This is a genomic window from Amycolatopsis sp. NPDC114503, from assembly GCF_055633655.1.
Genome location: NZ_JBVKDT010000001.1, coordinates 367480 through 382040, shown reverse-complemented (window position 1 = coordinate 382040; position 14561 = coordinate 367480). Strand labels below are relative to the sequence as shown.

The 14561-nt window shown below is 68.9% G+C and carries 14 protein-coding genes and 1 tRNA gene; 13 read left to right on the top strand and 2 right to left on the bottom strand.

What is annotated here, in order from left to right:
• Positions 1 to 15: 15 nt before the first annotated feature.
• Positions 16 to 1668, bottom strand: a complete 1653-nt coding sequence (locus ACZ7OI_RS01940; RefSeq protein ID WP_470262358.1) for a hypothetical protein — start codon at positions 1666 to 1668, stop codon at positions 16 to 18.
• Positions 1669 to 1821: 153 nt separating this feature from the next.
• On the opposite strand from ACZ7OI_RS01940, the gene ACZ7OI_RS01935 reads away from it, so the two are divergent.
• From ACZ7OI_RS01935 to ACZ7OI_RS01920, 4 genes are all read left to right on the top strand, one after another.
• Positions 1822 to 2313, top strand: a complete 492-nt coding sequence (locus ACZ7OI_RS01935) for a hypothetical protein (protein WP_470262357.1) — start codon at positions 1822 to 1824, stop codon at positions 2311 to 2313.
• 76 nt (positions 2314 to 2389) lie between these two features.
• On the top strand, positions 2390 to 3010 hold the full coding sequence (locus ACZ7OI_RS01930) for a hypothetical protein (protein ID WP_470262356.1): 621 nt from the start codon (positions 2390 to 2392) through the stop codon (positions 3008 to 3010).
• A gap of 223 nt (positions 3011 to 3233) precedes the next feature.
• The gene (locus ACZ7OI_RS01925) at positions 3234 to 3743 is read left to right on the top strand and encodes a DUF2716 domain-containing protein (protein WP_470263420.1); all 510 of its coding nucleotides are present in this window, start codon (positions 3234 to 3236) and stop codon (positions 3741 to 3743) included.
• A gap of 26 nt (positions 3744 to 3769) precedes the next feature.
• Complete coding sequence (locus ACZ7OI_RS01920) at positions 3770 to 4171, top strand: Imm7 family immunity protein (RefSeq protein ID WP_470262355.1); 402 nt, start codon at positions 3770 to 3772, stop codon at positions 4169 to 4171.
• A 212-nt stretch (positions 4172 to 4383) separates the two neighbouring features.
• Here the strand turns inward: ACZ7OI_RS01920 and ACZ7OI_RS01915 are convergent.
• Positions 4384 to 4456, bottom strand: a tRNA-Gly gene (locus ACZ7OI_RS01915).
• A 210-nt stretch (positions 4457 to 4666) separates the two neighbouring features.
• Between ACZ7OI_RS01915 and ACZ7OI_RS01910 the strand changes: the two genes are divergently transcribed.
• The 9 genes from ACZ7OI_RS01910 (at position 4667) to ACZ7OI_RS01870 (ending at position 14530) form a co-directional block, all read left to right on the top strand.
• A complete protein-coding gene (locus ACZ7OI_RS01910; protein WP_470262354.1) occupies positions 4667 to 6352 on the top strand; it encodes a zf-HC2 domain-containing protein in 1686 nt (561 codons plus the stop codon).
• Between the two features lie 69 nt (positions 6353 to 6421).
• Positions 6422 to 6862 carry a DUF983 domain-containing protein gene (locus ACZ7OI_RS01905; RefSeq protein WP_067578516.1) on the top strand — a complete coding sequence of 147 codons (441 nt, stop codon included), beginning with the start codon at positions 6422 to 6424 and terminating at the stop codon, positions 6860 to 6862.
• A 38-nt stretch (positions 6863 to 6900) separates the two neighbouring features.
• Positions 6901 to 7761 carry an Fpg/Nei family DNA glycosylase gene (locus ACZ7OI_RS01900; protein WP_470262353.1) on the top strand — a complete coding sequence of 287 codons (861 nt, stop codon included), beginning with the start codon at positions 6901 to 6903 and terminating at the stop codon, positions 7759 to 7761.
• A 903-nt stretch (positions 7762 to 8664) separates the two neighbouring features.
• Positions 8665 to 9969, top strand: a complete 1305-nt coding sequence (locus ACZ7OI_RS01895; RefSeq protein WP_470262352.1) for a sensor histidine kinase — start codon at positions 8665 to 8667, stop codon at positions 9967 to 9969.
• Positions 9970 to 9987: 18 nt separating this feature from the next.
• Positions 9988 to 10833 (top strand): S49 family peptidase, encoded by an 846-nt coding sequence (locus ACZ7OI_RS01890; protein ID WP_470262351.1) that lies wholly within the window; start codon positions 9988 to 9990, stop codon positions 10831 to 10833.
• 85 nt (positions 10834 to 10918) lie between these two features.
• A complete protein-coding gene (locus ACZ7OI_RS01885) occupies positions 10919 to 11752 on the top strand; it encodes a LytR/AlgR family response regulator transcription factor (RefSeq protein WP_344281992.1) in 834 nt (277 codons plus the stop codon).
• 6 nt (positions 11753 to 11758) lie between these two features.
• Entirely contained in the window at positions 11759 to 12268 is a 510-nt protein-coding gene (locus tag ACZ7OI_RS01880) for a hypothetical protein (RefSeq protein ID WP_470228795.1), read from the top strand.
• A gap of 70 nt (positions 12269 to 12338) precedes the next feature.
• Positions 12339 to 14129, top strand: a complete 1791-nt coding sequence (locus ACZ7OI_RS01875; protein WP_470262350.1) for a sodium/solute symporter — start codon at positions 12339 to 12341, stop codon at positions 14127 to 14129.
• A 44-nt stretch (positions 14130 to 14173) separates the two neighbouring features.
• Positions 14174 to 14530, top strand: a complete 357-nt coding sequence (locus tag ACZ7OI_RS01870; RefSeq protein WP_470262349.1) for a rhodanese-like domain-containing protein — start codon at positions 14174 to 14176, stop codon at positions 14528 to 14530.
• Positions 14531 to 14561 lie beyond the last annotated feature (31 nt).

The following is a 14561-nucleotide window of genomic DNA, read 5'->3' as shown; positions in this document are numbered from 1 at the left end:
TGCGCCGGGGTGCGTTCAGCTCGCGGGCAGCGCGGCCGCGACCTTCGCGCGGATCTCTTCCATCCGGGACCGCAGCGCCGCCGGATCCTGGCCGACCGGCCCCGACACGCCGATGCCGACCGAGACGCCGCCGGAGGTGTACCAGAAGGCCAGCACGCGTCCGGCCGGGCTGCTGCCGGTGTAGAGCAGGTCGGTGGCCGCCGGGCCGAGCGGGCTGCTGTCGAACCCGCCGGTGACGAGGTTCTGCCGCAGCCCCTGGACGAGCTGACCGGCCTGCGCCTTCGACGGCGTCGGGACGGCGATCAGCGTCGTGCCGCCGTCGGTGCTCCCGTAGGCGTGGAAGACGAGCTGGTCCGCGCCCGCGGCGCGCATGAGGTTCGCGTCGGCGTCGGAAACCGCCTTGGCCTGGACAGCCTTGTCCAGCGCCATGGTGGAGTTTTCCGGGCTCGGCGTGCCTTGCAGCGCGGGCAGCTTGTCCTCGAGCGAGGGCGGCTGGGTGTTCGGCGCGGACGACGCGGCGGGCGGTTGTGCTGCTGTGTCGTTCGAATCGTTCTTGTTGCCGAGGAACCAGATGCCGCCGACGACCAGCGCCAGCACCACGAGCACGGCCAGCGACAGGAACAGCCAGGTCGGCTTCGAACGGCGCGGTTTGGCGTCGTCCTCCCAGAGCCGACGCGGTTCCGGCTGGTTGCCGTTCGCCGGGATCGCCCCGAAGACCGCGGTGGGCCGGTCGTCGGCGGGGCTCGGCGCGGTCGTCGGCCGGTCGGTGGAGAACGGGGTGCCCGGGGTGTGCGCGAAGGCGGGCTGGGTCTGCTCGGAAGCCGGGGTCGCTGGGGTCGCCTGGGGTGCTGGGGTCGCCTGGGTCGCCGCCGCGGAGTTCAGGAACGACTCGACCGCGGGCGGTTCCGGCGCGGGCATCGCCGGGTTGGTGCTGGCCCATCCGACGACCGGCTGGCCCGGCTGTTGCTGCTGGCCCGGCTGTTGGCTCGGTTGCTGGCCGGGGGTGTGCCACTGCACGGGAGCGACGCCCGGCCAGGTTCCCGGCTGCGCGGGCATCTGCTGCTGGGGCTGATGCGGCGGGGGAGGGCTGGCCTGGCCCGGCATGCTCGGCGGCGGCGTGGCCGGGCTCTGCGGCGGGGAGAAGAACGGCGCTGCCTGGCCGGGCGAGGTCGCCTGGCTGGGCGAGGGTGCCTGGCTGGACGAGGCTGCCGAGTTGGTCGAGGCCGACGGATTGGTCGAGGCTGCCGGGTTGGCGGCGCCCTGCTCCGGCGTCGTGGCACCTCCGGGCGGGGTGCCCGGCGATGCGATGCTCTCTGGCCCCACCCGGAGTGTGGTCGACGGATCGTGCTCGGTCATCGTCGCCACGACCTGCGTAGTGGCCGCGTCGTTCTCGGCGGAGGTGTTCGCGGCCGGGGTGCTCGGCTCCGACGCTGCCTGGCTGTCCGATCCGGAAGGCGTGGGAGTCGCCTGGGCGGCCGGTGTGCTCCAGGTGGGTGACCCGCTGGTCGGCGGCGCGTCCTGCCGCAACGGCGACGCCACGGGCGAAGCCGCCCCGCCGCCCGACGCCTCGGCGAGCAGTTCGTCGCGCTGGCGGCGGTGTTCGGCGTGTCCGAGGCGGCCGGCGGCCAACTCCGCGTCCAAACGGCGGAGCTCTTCCTGCCAGCTCATCACGCAACCCCCTGTCACCGGTTCGGGCGATAGTGTTCCACGCGCCTCGGCTCCGTGGGGCTCAGGTGCACAAGATCAGCCGCGATCTGCCCAGATCAGGCACCCGCTTCGCGGTCCGGCCGCGCGAACTCGCCGCGTCCGTACGATCGGGGCATGTCCTCCGCGCGCGGTGCGCTCGCCGCCCTTGCCGTGGATCGGCTCGCCGGTCTCGACATCACCGCTGCCGAACTCGTCGAGGCTGGGGCGCGAGCCGTCGGCGAGGGCCTCGACGCGCCCTCCCTGCCGGAACTGGCCGCCCTCGACTACCACGACCACCAGGCGGTGTCCGACGCCTTCTCGCACGTGGTCGAGGAGTTGGGCATCGAACTCCCGGCCGACGCCACCGCCGCCCAATGGCAATTGCTCGGCGAACACCTCGGCGAGATGGTGCGCGGCGACGTTCCGCTCGCCCAAGCCGCGAAGAGCGTCAAAGCCTTCGACGGACGGCTCGGCCACCCGGCCTCGCTCTCCGAGCTGCGCCAGTGGCTGGCGATGCTCGCGACCTGGATTCCGACCGACGTCACGCCGGTCAGCTACTGCGAGGAACAGGTGCTGCAGCAGGCGCGGGCGGTACTCGCCGGTCCCTGGCCGCCAGTCACCCGTTAAGCGGCAAAAACTGTCGTACATATGTTCTAAAATTGGCCGTGTACTGGGGAAACCATCCACCGGAAGGCGGCCGCCCATGACTAGTTCCCAGCAGGCATACGTCACGCTGCCCACGTTTGTCGGGTACAGCGCCAGCAAGGGCCCGTCGCGTTCGTCGTTCGTCCGCAGGCAGCGCCGGTTGTACGAGGACCCGGCCCGGGCGGCGTTCAACTACTACCGGCGCGCGGCGAACGCGGTCCGGGCCGGAAGGGCGGCGCGGCAGGACGAGGTGGCCATGCGCGCGCTGGTCAACAACGCCGACGAGCGCACCCGCCCGCATTACGCGGCGATCGCCGAGGGCTGGCTGCGCTACCTCGGCAGGCGCGATCCGAAGCTGGTGGAGGTCGGACGGGCGAAGTTCGAGCTCGGCGAGCTGGAGATCGGCATCAGCCCGCAGCTGGGGTTGCGGAAGTCGAACGGCCGCAAGTTCGCCACCTGGCTGTACTTCAAGGAGGAGCCGCTCACCCGGGACGCCGCGCAGCTCGCGTTGTGGCTGCTCACCGAGGGCATGCCGGATCTGCTGCCGGGCGGAGAAGCGCTGGTCGTGGACGTGCGCCGGGCGAAGGAGTTCACTTTGTCGGCGCGGGACCGCGAGCGGCTGCGGCCGTGGGCGGCCAGCGAGGCGTCGGCGTTCGTCACGCTGTGGCGCGCCGCATAACGGCTGCGTGCATGACTGGCGGGGGCGTGGGGTAGAGGTAGCTGCGGACCGGGCGGTGTTTCCCGGTCCGCAGGCCACCCGGTCGAGTGACAGCTTGGCGCTCGGCTCCGGTGGACTGGACAATCCCGGCCCCGGACACGAAGCTTTCGGCAGTTTCGAGCCCGGTCGATGACTTCGAGGTCGACAAGTGAACGCTGCTGCAGCCTGGGAGCCGCTCTCGCGAGTGGCTGACGAACCCGCTTGGTATTGGGTGCACGACAAGCTCAGGTTCTGGCCGAGCACCTTCGCGCACGACTGGCCGGGTTTCCATGAGCCGCGCCCTTCGGCGGCCTGGGATCTCTCCACCGGCGAGTACGACCGCGCCTCGGCGGAGTTCCGCCTGGGTCCGTACGCGGTCGAAGAGCACGACGTGGCCCGCGCGGTGCTGGGCGCCCTGCAGGAGACGACCGCCGAGGACGAGTGGCTGTGGGTCCTGCACTGGCAGCACCAGTCGTTCAAGTTCTGGCCGCACCGCATGCAGCAGAACGCGGCCTGGCCGGTCTCGGTCTTCCCGCGCGGCGACTACCACCTGTTCCTCGCCGCCGATTTCAGCTACGGCACCCTCGGCCACCCGTGGGAACGCACCCTGTGCGTTTTCGGCGACAAACTGCTCCCGGCGGTCGAAAAGCACGCCGACGGCATCCTCACGAACCAGCTGCGCCGGGACGGCCAGCCCTCTGCGCTGACCCGCTGAGCACCGCCGCTGCTACCGTCTCGCACGTGTTCGAATACCACGGCTGGGTGACCATCGCCGCCACCACGACCGGCGACGACGACGCAGCTCTGCTGGAGCGCATGGTCGAGCGAGTCCACCGCTCCCTGCGCGACGCCGCGATGCTGGACCTGGTCGACCTGCGCTGGAGCGCCGGCCTGCCCATGCTCCATCTGGGTGGTCTAGACAAGCACGGCGGAGCCATCACTCCGCAACTCCTGGAAACCTTCGCCCGAGTAGGAGAACTGGCCCCCGGCTCCTACGGCCTCCTGCACATCTGGGACGACCAGCACCCAGAACACGACAACGCCTTCCAGGTATACCGAATGGCAAGAGGCCAATTAACAGAACAAAAAGACCCGCACCTGTCCCCCATAGCCCCCACAGCCCTAGACACCTACGAGCTATAAAAAACAAAGCCACCAAAACCCAACACGGCAAGACCCTGAGGTTCGACCCGGAGCTTCAACTCTGCCTCTTTTAGCTTGCTGCGCAAGCAAACGCGCCCCACCCCCCACCGGCACCCACTAGCACCGCGGGGGTCCGGGGGGCTCGGCCCCCCGGGTGATACGGCGAAGGGCCTGTATCCACGCTTTTTGTGGATACAGGCCCTTCGGAACTGAGCGGATGACGGGATTCGAACCCGCGACCCTCACCTTGGCAAGGTGATGCGCTACCAGCTGCGCTACATCCGCGTTAACCGCTTGGTGCTCGGTGTTGAAGACACTCTATACCGTCGCCTCGGTGACACTTTCGGGGGCCCCGACATACGCGTGGACCTGCTGAGATGCGGTGCTTGCGCGTCACGCCGAGCGCACAAGGGGTGACGACGGGCGCTCTGCTCCGTATGGTGTCCCCAATCGACTTCAGTGGTGAGTCCTTCGGGGGAGGAGGTGCCTTGCCGGATGACCGAGCTGGGCACGGCGCCGCCACCAGCGGCCTCGGAATCCGACGAGCAGGCACTTTTGAAGCGGCTGCGCGACGGCGAGGATGCCGCGTTCGGGGAGTTGTTCGAGCTGCACGCGGCGGCGGTGCGCAGATTGGCGCAGAGCCTCGCCTCCGATCGCTCTGAGGCCGAAGACATCACCGCGGAGACCTTCTTCCGCGTGCTGCAGGCGTTGCGCCGCGGTGCGGGTCCGCGGGATTACATCCGGGCTTATCTGCTGACGGTCGCGCGGCGGGTGTCGTGGGAGTGGCACGGCGCGCGGCGCGACGTGCCGGTGACTGACGACGAGCTGACGTTCCGGGCCGGCGCTGGGGTGGACACGCCCGCCCGTACGGCCGAGCACACGTTGATCACGACGGCGTTCACGAGCTTGCCGGAGCGGTGGCGCACGGTTTTGTGGCAGACCGAGGTCGAGGGCGAGCAGCCGTCGATGGTGGCTCCGCATTTCGGGCTGTCGGCGAACGCGACGGCGGCGTTGGCACGGCGCGCGCGGCAGGGGTTGCGGGCGGCGTATCTGCAGGCGCATTTGTCGGTGAACCGCGGTCCGGAAACGTGTCGCGCGGTGGTGGAGAAGCTGGGCGGGTTCACCGCGGGCAGCGTCACCGGCGCGGAGGCGGAGCGGATCAAGGCGCATTTGCTGGGGTGTCCGTCGTGCCGGGCGACGCAGGACGAGCTGCGGGATGTGTGTTCGTCGCTGCGGGCGCATGCCGGGGTGCTGGTGCTCGCGGTGCCGGCGCTGGCCGGGATCGGGAAGGTCGGCGGCGCGTTCGCGACCGTGAAGAGCGTGGTGTTCGGCTCGAAGGTGAAGATCGGGCTGGCGCTGGCGTCGACCGCGGCGGCGGGTGCGGTGAGCCTGACCGCCGGTCCGCTGGTGTTCGGGTCGCATCCGGTGCAGGACGTCGGGTTGGGCGGGGGTGCGCCGGAGCTGGCGTTGCAGCCGCCGGAGCAGCCTCCGCCGCCGGCGCAGCAGGGTCCGCGGATCATCGCCGGGAAGCTGTACGGGAGCGCTCGGCCGGCGCGCGGCGCGGTCCATCCGGGTGCTTCGCCGCATCTGGGCGCGGCCGAGGTGCCCCATCTGGCGCCTGCGTCTCAGCCGGTCTCCGATGCGCAGTCGGCGACGTCGGATTCGGCCGGTTCGACGCCGCGCGACGATCTGCCCGGCCAGGAGACCAGTCATTCGGGTTCGCCGATGACGAGCCGGTCGTCGAGCACCGAGTCGCGGGCGGATCTGGACACGTCCACCAACTCGTCGAGCCCGGGCGTGCTGAGCACGACGACGGACGACACGAAGTCGACTTACGCTCCGCCGCCTTCGTCGTATGTGCCGTCGCCGGATTCATACGTGCCGCCGTCGGTCACGACGCCGCCGACCGGGTCGCGACACGTCGCGCCTGGCGGTCCGAAGTCGTCGAGTTCGGCTTACTCGTCCGGCTGCCCGAAGTCCTCGAAGTCTTCGGGGCCGGCTCGGTCTTCGGAGCCCGCCAAGTCTGCCCGGTCCGCCGAGCCGACCAAGCCTTTGGAGCCGGCGAAGTCGTCGAGGACGGACTCCACGTCCGGGAACGATGTCACCGGTTCGGCCGATTCCTCAGCGGACGCAAGCTCCCGAACAGCCAAAACCCGGCAAACCGCCAGTAACTCTCAGTGAGCACCTCGCGCTCGACGGCACGGTCACGGTAACGTTGACCGAGTTCGACGTCGCCCGGGAGGCAACAGAATGAACCGGCTGGTGCGCGGCGAAGACGGTCGCCATTGGGTGGTCCGTGCCCAGATGGAATGGCGGGCTCCCGCCACCGCGGACGATTTCGAGCACGACGTCGCAGGCAGTTACGGACCTGGCATCGCGATGATCGTGGTCATGGTGTTCCTCGTGATCGCTTTGGTGGTCTGGACGCCCGATGTCGTGAAGGTGCCCGCGTGGGTGCTGCTGGCGTTGCTGCTGGTGGTGCTGTTCTTCCCGCTGCGGTGGATCCTGCGCCGTCCGTGGACGGTGGTCGCCGAGACCGAGGGCGACGTCGCGGGAGACCGGCCGTCGGAGCGCTGGGTCGGCACGATCCGCGGCATGTTCACCGTGTCCGGCGAGGTGAAGCGGATCTCGAAGACGATCCAGAAGCATTCGCTGCCGGACTTCGACGGTCCGCTGCACCCGGTCGAATAGGCCTGGCCGGAACGGGACCGGCGCGCGAGACTGGTGCCATGCCCGAGTTGCCCGAGGTCGAAGCACTGGCCCATCACCTGCGCGAACACGCCGTGGGGAGCACCGTTTTCCGGCTCGACGTCGCGTCGCTCAGCGTGCTGAAGACCGCGGTGCCGCCGTACACCGAGCTGCATGGCCGCGAGATCACCGACGCGACGCGGCGCGGGAAGCATCTGGATGTCGTCCTTGGCGACTTGCACCTGGTGGTGCATCTGGCGCGGGCCGGTTGGCTGCGCTGGTCGGACGGGTTGTCCCCGGCTCCGTTGAAGCCAGGGAAGGGGCCGATCTCGCTGCGGGTGCATCTGGAGTCTGCCTCCGGGCCCGGCTTCGATCTGACTGAGGCGGGGACGAAGAAGGGTCTGGCGGTGTGGATCGTCGCGGATCCCTCCGAGGTGGCGAGCGTGGCTCGGTTGGGGCCGGATGCGCTGGCGATCGATGCTTCGCAGTTGCGGGAGTTGTTCCAGGGGAAGGGGACTCGGCTGAAATGGGCGTTGACTGATCAGTCGTTGATCGCGGGGATCGGGAATGCTTATTCGGACGAGATCATGCATCGGGCGAAGTTGTCGCCTTATGCGACTGTGGGGAAGTTGGACGAGGGTGCGTTAGAGGTTTTGGCCGAGGCGATTCGCGAGGTGGAGACGGACGCGGTCTCGCGGTCTGTGGGGCAGAAGGCGGCGAGGTTGAAGGGGGAGAAGCGGTCGGGGTTGCGGGTGCATGCTCGGACTGGGCTGCCTTGTCCGGTATGCGGGGACACTATTCGGGAGATTTCGTTTGCGGATAAGTCGTTTCAGTATTGTGCGACTTGTCAGACTGGGGGGAAGCCGTTGGCTGATCGGCGGATGTCTCGGTTGTTGAAGTAGGGGGTGCGGGGGCGGCTCGTCGCCTGGGGGCGACATTGCGCCCGGGTGGGTGGGGGCACCCCGAAGCCCGATTGTGATGACGGACGGCGGGTGCTTGTCAAGGCGGGAAAGATGCCTTGACAAGCACCCGTCGTCCGCATTTTTGGCTTCGTATCGGGGTGCGGGGGTGGTGTGGGTGCTTGGTGAGTTGGGTGCGTCTGCTGCGGTTTGGTGGTGGTGGGGGGGAAGGACTGCTTGGGGCAGCTAGGTCCGTGGAGGTTTCTCGTGCGGTGCGTAGATGTCCGTGAGGGGAACCCTCACGGACGCTGATTCCCTCAGGGGGTCCGTCACGGCCTCGCTGGTCTTGCGGGGCAAGGTCGCTGGTCGGTCTCCACGGGTGCCGGTTGGTCTTGGGGCGAGGCTTGCGGTTGATCTCCACGGGTGCCGGTTGGTCTTGGGGGCGAGGCCTGCGGTTGGTCTCGATGGGCCTCGGTTGGTCTCGCGGGGAAGGTGCCGTGAGGCTGGCGGGCAAATCCACTCCACTTGCTCCTGCCGCCCCGTCTGCTTGCTCCTGCCGCGCGTGCGGGGAGGTTCCCTCGCGACGCACCCGGAGCCATCGGATCTTCGTGCGCTCCGCGTGCAAGGAGCCAATCCGGTCTAGCAATCGGGCCACCCGGCCACCCCATCCCCAAGAACCCTCATCCGCACTAGCAAGCAATGAAGGGACCCCTCACCCCTAACCATCCGTAGTCATGAACGGTCCCTTCACTCCACCCACCGGCGACACACAGCCACCGTCACCACCCGAATGGCGCAAGATCCTTACGCTCACCGGGAGTGACGGTAGGGTTTGCCCACCCTCGGCGTCGCTACTGGACAGAAAGTGGGAAGCAGACCTTGCACCCGGTCGGTCGAGCGCAGAGCATGGACGGCGTGTCCGACTTCCCCTATGCGCTGGTCGTCCCGTGGGTCCTGGTCGGCATCCTGGTGTTCGTGGTGCTGGTCCTCGCCTTCCGGGCGCGCCGGCCCAAGGGCGTCATCCAGGACGCCGTTCTGCAGGCCGTCCACCGGATGTCCAAGGCCACGCCCAATCTCCGGGCGGGGCTCGACGAGGAGGCCGCCAACCGCATGACGGCGGAGCTGCTCGAGGTGCTCGACTGTCTTGCCGTCGGCATCACGGACAGTGAAGGCACGCTGCTGTCCTGGGCTGGCGAGGCCACCGACCACTATCTGGACGTCGTCGAGGACATCGGGACCGCGTTGCGCAAGCATCGCCGGGCCGTCGCTGATCACAACAAGATGCCGTGCAATCACCGTGGCACTTGCAAGATGAAGACCGCCGCGATCGTTCCCATTCTTGTTGAGGGCGAGGCTGAGGCGACGCTGATCGTCGTCGGGCGCACGCGCGGCAAGCTGGTGCAGATGGCTGAAGCCGTGGGGCAATTCGTCTGCACGCAGTTCGAGCTCGCGCGGCTGGAAGAGTCTCGCAATCAGTTGCAGCAGGCGGAAATCAAAGCCCTCCGCGCACAAATCTCGCCGCACTTCGTCTACAACGCGCTCAACACGATCTCCGCGCTCATCCGCACCGATCCGGAGGAAGCGCGCGAACTGCTTCAGGACTTCGCGGACTTCACGCGCTATTCGTTCCGCACGTCCGGCATGTACACCACGCTCGCCGAGGAACTGCGCAACATCGACCGTTACCTGACCATCGAGAACGCGAGGTTCGGCGGCAGGCTCGAGGTGCGGATGAAGATCGCGCCCGAGGTGCTCAGCGTCGTCGTGCCGTTCCTGATCATCCAGCCGCTCGTCGAGAACGCCGTCAAACACGGCCTGGCCAGCAAGCCGAGCGGTGGCTGCGTCACGGTGATCGCGCGGGACGACGGGCACGAAGCGCTGATCACGGTCGAGGACGACGGCATCGGGATGGACCCGCGTCAGCTCACCGATCTGCGCAACGCCCACCGCACTGGCGCGCACGTCGGGCTCGGCAACATCAACCAGCGCATGCGACAAGTGTTCGGCGAGGATTACGCGCTCACCGTCGAAACCGCGCCGGGTGCCGGGATGAAGGTCGCGTTGCGGGTGCCGAAGTTCAAGCTCGGCGTGCGGCCGAACATGCCGGACTACTCCGCGGACGTCCCGCAGCAACCGCCCGCGCCGGTCGAGCCGGATCCGGAACCCGACGGAGTGCACGGCTCGCGTTCGGGAATGCTGCCCGCGCACTGAACTGGTTAGCCTGGGCAGATGAGCGTGACCGACAAGCTGACTTCCCGCCTTCCCCTGCTCGGCGACCGGGGTGACCGCAAGGACGTGGTCGCCGTGGTGAAGCTGCACGGCGTGATCACGCCGACGCCGTCGCCGCTGGCGCGTGGCGCGATCAACCTCGGCGCCGTCGAGTCCGCGCTCACCAGGGCGTTCGCGCACGACCGGCTCAAGGCGGTCGCGCTGCAGATCAACTCGCCCGGCGGCGCGCCGACGCAGTCCGGCCTGGTCGCGGAGCGGATCCGGCAGCTGGCCGACGAAAAGGGCGTGCCCGTCCTCGCTTTCGCCGAGGATGTCGCCGCGTCCGGCGGGTACTGGCTCGCCTGCGCGGCCGACGAGATCTACGCGCACCGGACGTCCATGGTCGGCTCGATCGGCGTCATCAGCGGCGGGTTCGGGTTCACCGGGCTGCTCGAACGCTTCGGCATCGAGCGCAGGCTGCACACCGCGGGAGCGAACAAATCGCGGCTCGACCCGTTCAGCCCGGAGAAGCCCGAGGACGTCGAGTGGCTGAAGAACATGCACAGCCAGCTCCACGAACTGTTCGTCGAATGGGTCAAGGAACGCCGCGGCGACCGGCTGACCGATTCCACCGATTTGTTCACCGGTGACGTCTGGCTCGGGAACAAGGCCGTCGACCTCGGCCTGGTCGACGGGCTCGGTTCGCTGCGCGAGATCGTCACCAAGCGGTATCCCGATGCCGAGATTTCCGTGGCGGAGCCGAAGAAACCACTGCTCGCGCGGCTCGGGATCGGGGCGCCCGCGGCGGCGAGCGCGGTGCTGGACGCGATCACCACGAAGGCGGCCTGGTCGCGTTTCGGCCTGTGACAGCTGGTGAGCGGCGGCTCCGATACGCCACTCACAAGCGGCTCTCTCGGCTGGGGTCTGGACAATGCACCTCGCAATCGGCAGGATGCGTCTCACTGTGAGTGCTCACGACGACACCCGGAAACTCATCGTCCTTGCCGTGGACGACGAGCTGGCCGGGCTGGACGAACTCAGCCACGGACTCCAGAACAACCCGCACATCCACCGCGTTTTCCAGGCCTCGGACGCCTCCGACGCGCTGCGGCTGTTCTCGCACGACGACCCGGAACTGGCTGCCCGGCGGGCAACCGGCCTGCCGACGGTCGACGCCGTGTTCGCCGACATCGACATGCCCGGCCTGTCCGGGATGGAGATGTCGCGCGTGATCGCGGCGATGAACCCGTCGCCGGTACTGGTGTTCGTCACCGGGCATGCCGAGGAAGCGGTGAACGCGTTCGACCTCGGCGCGGTCGACTACGTCCTGAAGCCGTTCCAGCAGGACCGGCTCGACCGTTCGGTCGCGCGCGTGCGCGAGAAGCTGGCCACGGTCGCGGGCCCGCCCGCCGGCCAGGGCGGCGCCGAGCCAGTGAAGAACGACGACGAGGTCATCCCGGTCGAACTGGCCGGCACCACGAAGCTGATCCCGCGTTCGTCGGTGCGCTGGGTCGAGGCCCAGGGCGACTACGCGCGGTTGTTCACCACCGAGGGCAGCCACCTGGTCCGGATCCCGCTCGCCCAGTTGGAGGAACGCTGGGAGAAGGCCGGATTCGTGCGGATCCACCGGTCGTTCCTGGTCGCGCTGCCGCTGATCACCGAAATGCGGATGGGCCAGGGCGGCTACCAGGTCGTGATCGGCAACGAGGAGAAAGTGCTTCCGGTCAGCAGGCGGCACACCCGGGCGCTGAAGGACCGCATCGTCGGTTCCGGCCGGGGCGGCTAGCCGTCGATGTCCTCGCCCGAAGACCCTTACCACCGGCTCGAGAACGGAGTCCGCAAACCGGACCCGACGCTGGGCGTGCGGCCGGAGGACCGCGCGGTGGTCGAACCGGTGCCGCCGGCTCCCGAGCCGGCCCCGCGGTCCAGCGAACCCGCGCACGTGCGGCCGAAGCGGGAACGCGTGGTGCTCGCCGATTCGCGGCAGTCGTCCGGGCGGATGCGCGGGCGCGTCGAGCTGGAAGAACAGACCAGCTGGGGAAAACTGCTGGTCCGCGACCTGGTGAAGGTGCAGTTGCGGACGTCGGTGTGGCTCGCGGTGCTCGTGCTGGTCGTGCTCGGGATGCTGCCCGCCTTGTTCTACTTCCTCCCGGCAGTCGCGCGGTTCACCGTGATCGGCATCCCGATCCCGTGGCTCGTGCTCGGCCTGCTTCCGTTCCCGTTCCTCTTCGCCGTCGGCCTCTGGTACAACCGGCTCGCCGAGCGGCACGAACGCGACTTCGTCGACATGATCGAGAACTGACCCGCGCGGGGGATGCGCGCCCTGGTGGCGGCGCGTCGCGAAACCGTGTGGTCGTGCGAGGATTCACGCCGTGCAGCTGACCCCGTGGACGTTGACCGGCTTGGCGCTGGTCGCCTTCGCGACGTTCTACCTTGGCTTCCGTTCGTCGCGCGGTGCCACCAGCACGCACGATTTCCTCGTCGCCCGCCGCACCGTGCGGTCCAGCCGCAACGCCGCGGCGATCTCCGGCGAATACCTGTCGGCGGCGTCGTTCCTCGGCGTCGCGGGCATGGTGCTGAAGCAGGGCGCGGACGCAACCTGGTACCCGATCGGCTTCACCGCCGGGTATCTCGCGCTGATGCTGTTCGTCGCCGCGCCGCTGCGCCGTTCCGGCGCGTACACGCTGCCGGACTTCGTGGAGGCCCGGCTCGGTTCGATCGGCCTGCGCCGGTTCGCGACCGCGTGCGCGGTGTTCATCGGGATCCTCTACATGGTCCCGCAGCTGCAAGCCGCCGGTTTGACGCTCGCGCAGATCGTTCCGGTACCGGCGTGGGCGGGCGCGCTTCTCGTGATCGTCCTGGTCGCGGTCAACGTGATGGCCGGCGGGATGCGCGCGATCACGGTGGTCCAGGCGTTCCAGTACTGGCTCAAGCTGTTCGCGATCGCCGTGCCGACTTTCGTGCTGTGCATGGTTTTCTTCGCCGGCGGCGGCCCGGGCGGAGTGCGCGCGCTCGGTGCGCCCGCGCCTCCGGTGTTCCCGTCGGACACCAAGGTGACGGTGCAGACCGACGTCACCGTGAAGGTCACCACCGAGACGTTCTTCTACGCACACGGCCGCATTGACGACGGTCCCGCGGGCGGCATGGCGCGCTGGTCGCCGCTCGTGCCGCACAAGGTGTCCTCGGGGACGACGCTGGAATTCGCCGCGGGCACGCCGGTGCCGATCGTGAGCGACGCGCCCACGTCGAACGACGCGTGGCTGCATCCGGCGTCGAGCGGCATCAGCGACCTGCTGCAGACGTACTCGCTGATTTTCGCGCTGTTCCTCGGCACCATGGGCCTGCCGCACGTCCTGGTCCGCTTCTACACCAACCCCGACGGCAAGGCCGCGCGCCGCACCACCGTGCACGTGCTGCTGCTGCTCGGGCTGTTCTACCTGTTCCCGACGATGCTGGGCGCGCTCTCGCGGATGTACGTGCCGCAGCTGCTGCTCACCGGCAACACCGACGCGGCCGTGCTGCTGTTGCCGACTGCGGTGTTGCCAGGTTGGCCAGGACAGATCCTCGCGGCGGTGACGGCGGCGGGTGCCTTCGCGGCGTTCCTCTCGAGCTGCTCAGGACTGCTGGTGAGCGTGGCCGGGGTGGTGTCGACGGACCTGCTGCCGGGCCGGGTCAAGGACTTCCGGGTCGCGACGCTGCTGGTCGCGGTGTGCCCGATGGCGCTCACCCTGATCTTCCGCACCGAGGACATCTCGCTGTCGATCGGGATGACGTTCGCGCTCGCCGCGTCGACGTTCAGCCCGCTGCTGCTGCTCGGCATCTGGTGGCGCAAGCTCAGCTGGCCGGGCGCGCTGGCCGGGATGGTCGTCGGCGGCGGGCTGGTGCTCGGCTCGCTGGCGTACAACATCGTTTGCGAGTACACCGGAGACAAGATGCCGTGGTACACCGTGCAGCCCGCGCTGATCTCGGTGCCCGCGGCGTTCCTGGCGACCTACGTGGTGAGCCGGCTGACCCGGTCCGGCCGCCCGGAACTGGTGAACGACATCATGCTGCGCCTGCACGCCCCCGACCCGCTCGGCCTGATGCGCGACCGCGCGGTCGCCCGCTTCGGCCAGGCCGACGAGAAGCTGCGCGCCGGCCGGGGACGGCACCGCAAGGCGTAGCGGTTAGCGTTCCTCACACGCGTACAACGTCCTGACATGGGAGCATGGAACCTGTGGTGAGCCCTGCTGAAATTCCGACCGCCGAAGTCCGCGACCTTCCCGCGGACGTCGCACTGCTCGACGTCCGCGAGGACGACGAGTGGGCCGCCGGGCACGCCCCCGCCGCGGTGCACATCCCGCTCGGCGAACTGCCCGCGCGAGTCGGCGAACTCTCCGAATTCCCCGAGGACAACCCGGTCTACGTCATCTGCCGCTCGGGCGGTCGCTCGGCGCGCGCCACGGCCTGGCTGAACGCCAGCGGCTGGGACGCGGTCAACGTCGCGGGCGGCATGGGCGCCTGGGCTCGCGAAGGCCGTCGCATGGTGGGCGAAAACCCCGACGCTGAACCCGAGGTTCTCTGACGGATGCCTGCCCAGTCTGTTCCCGAGCCGC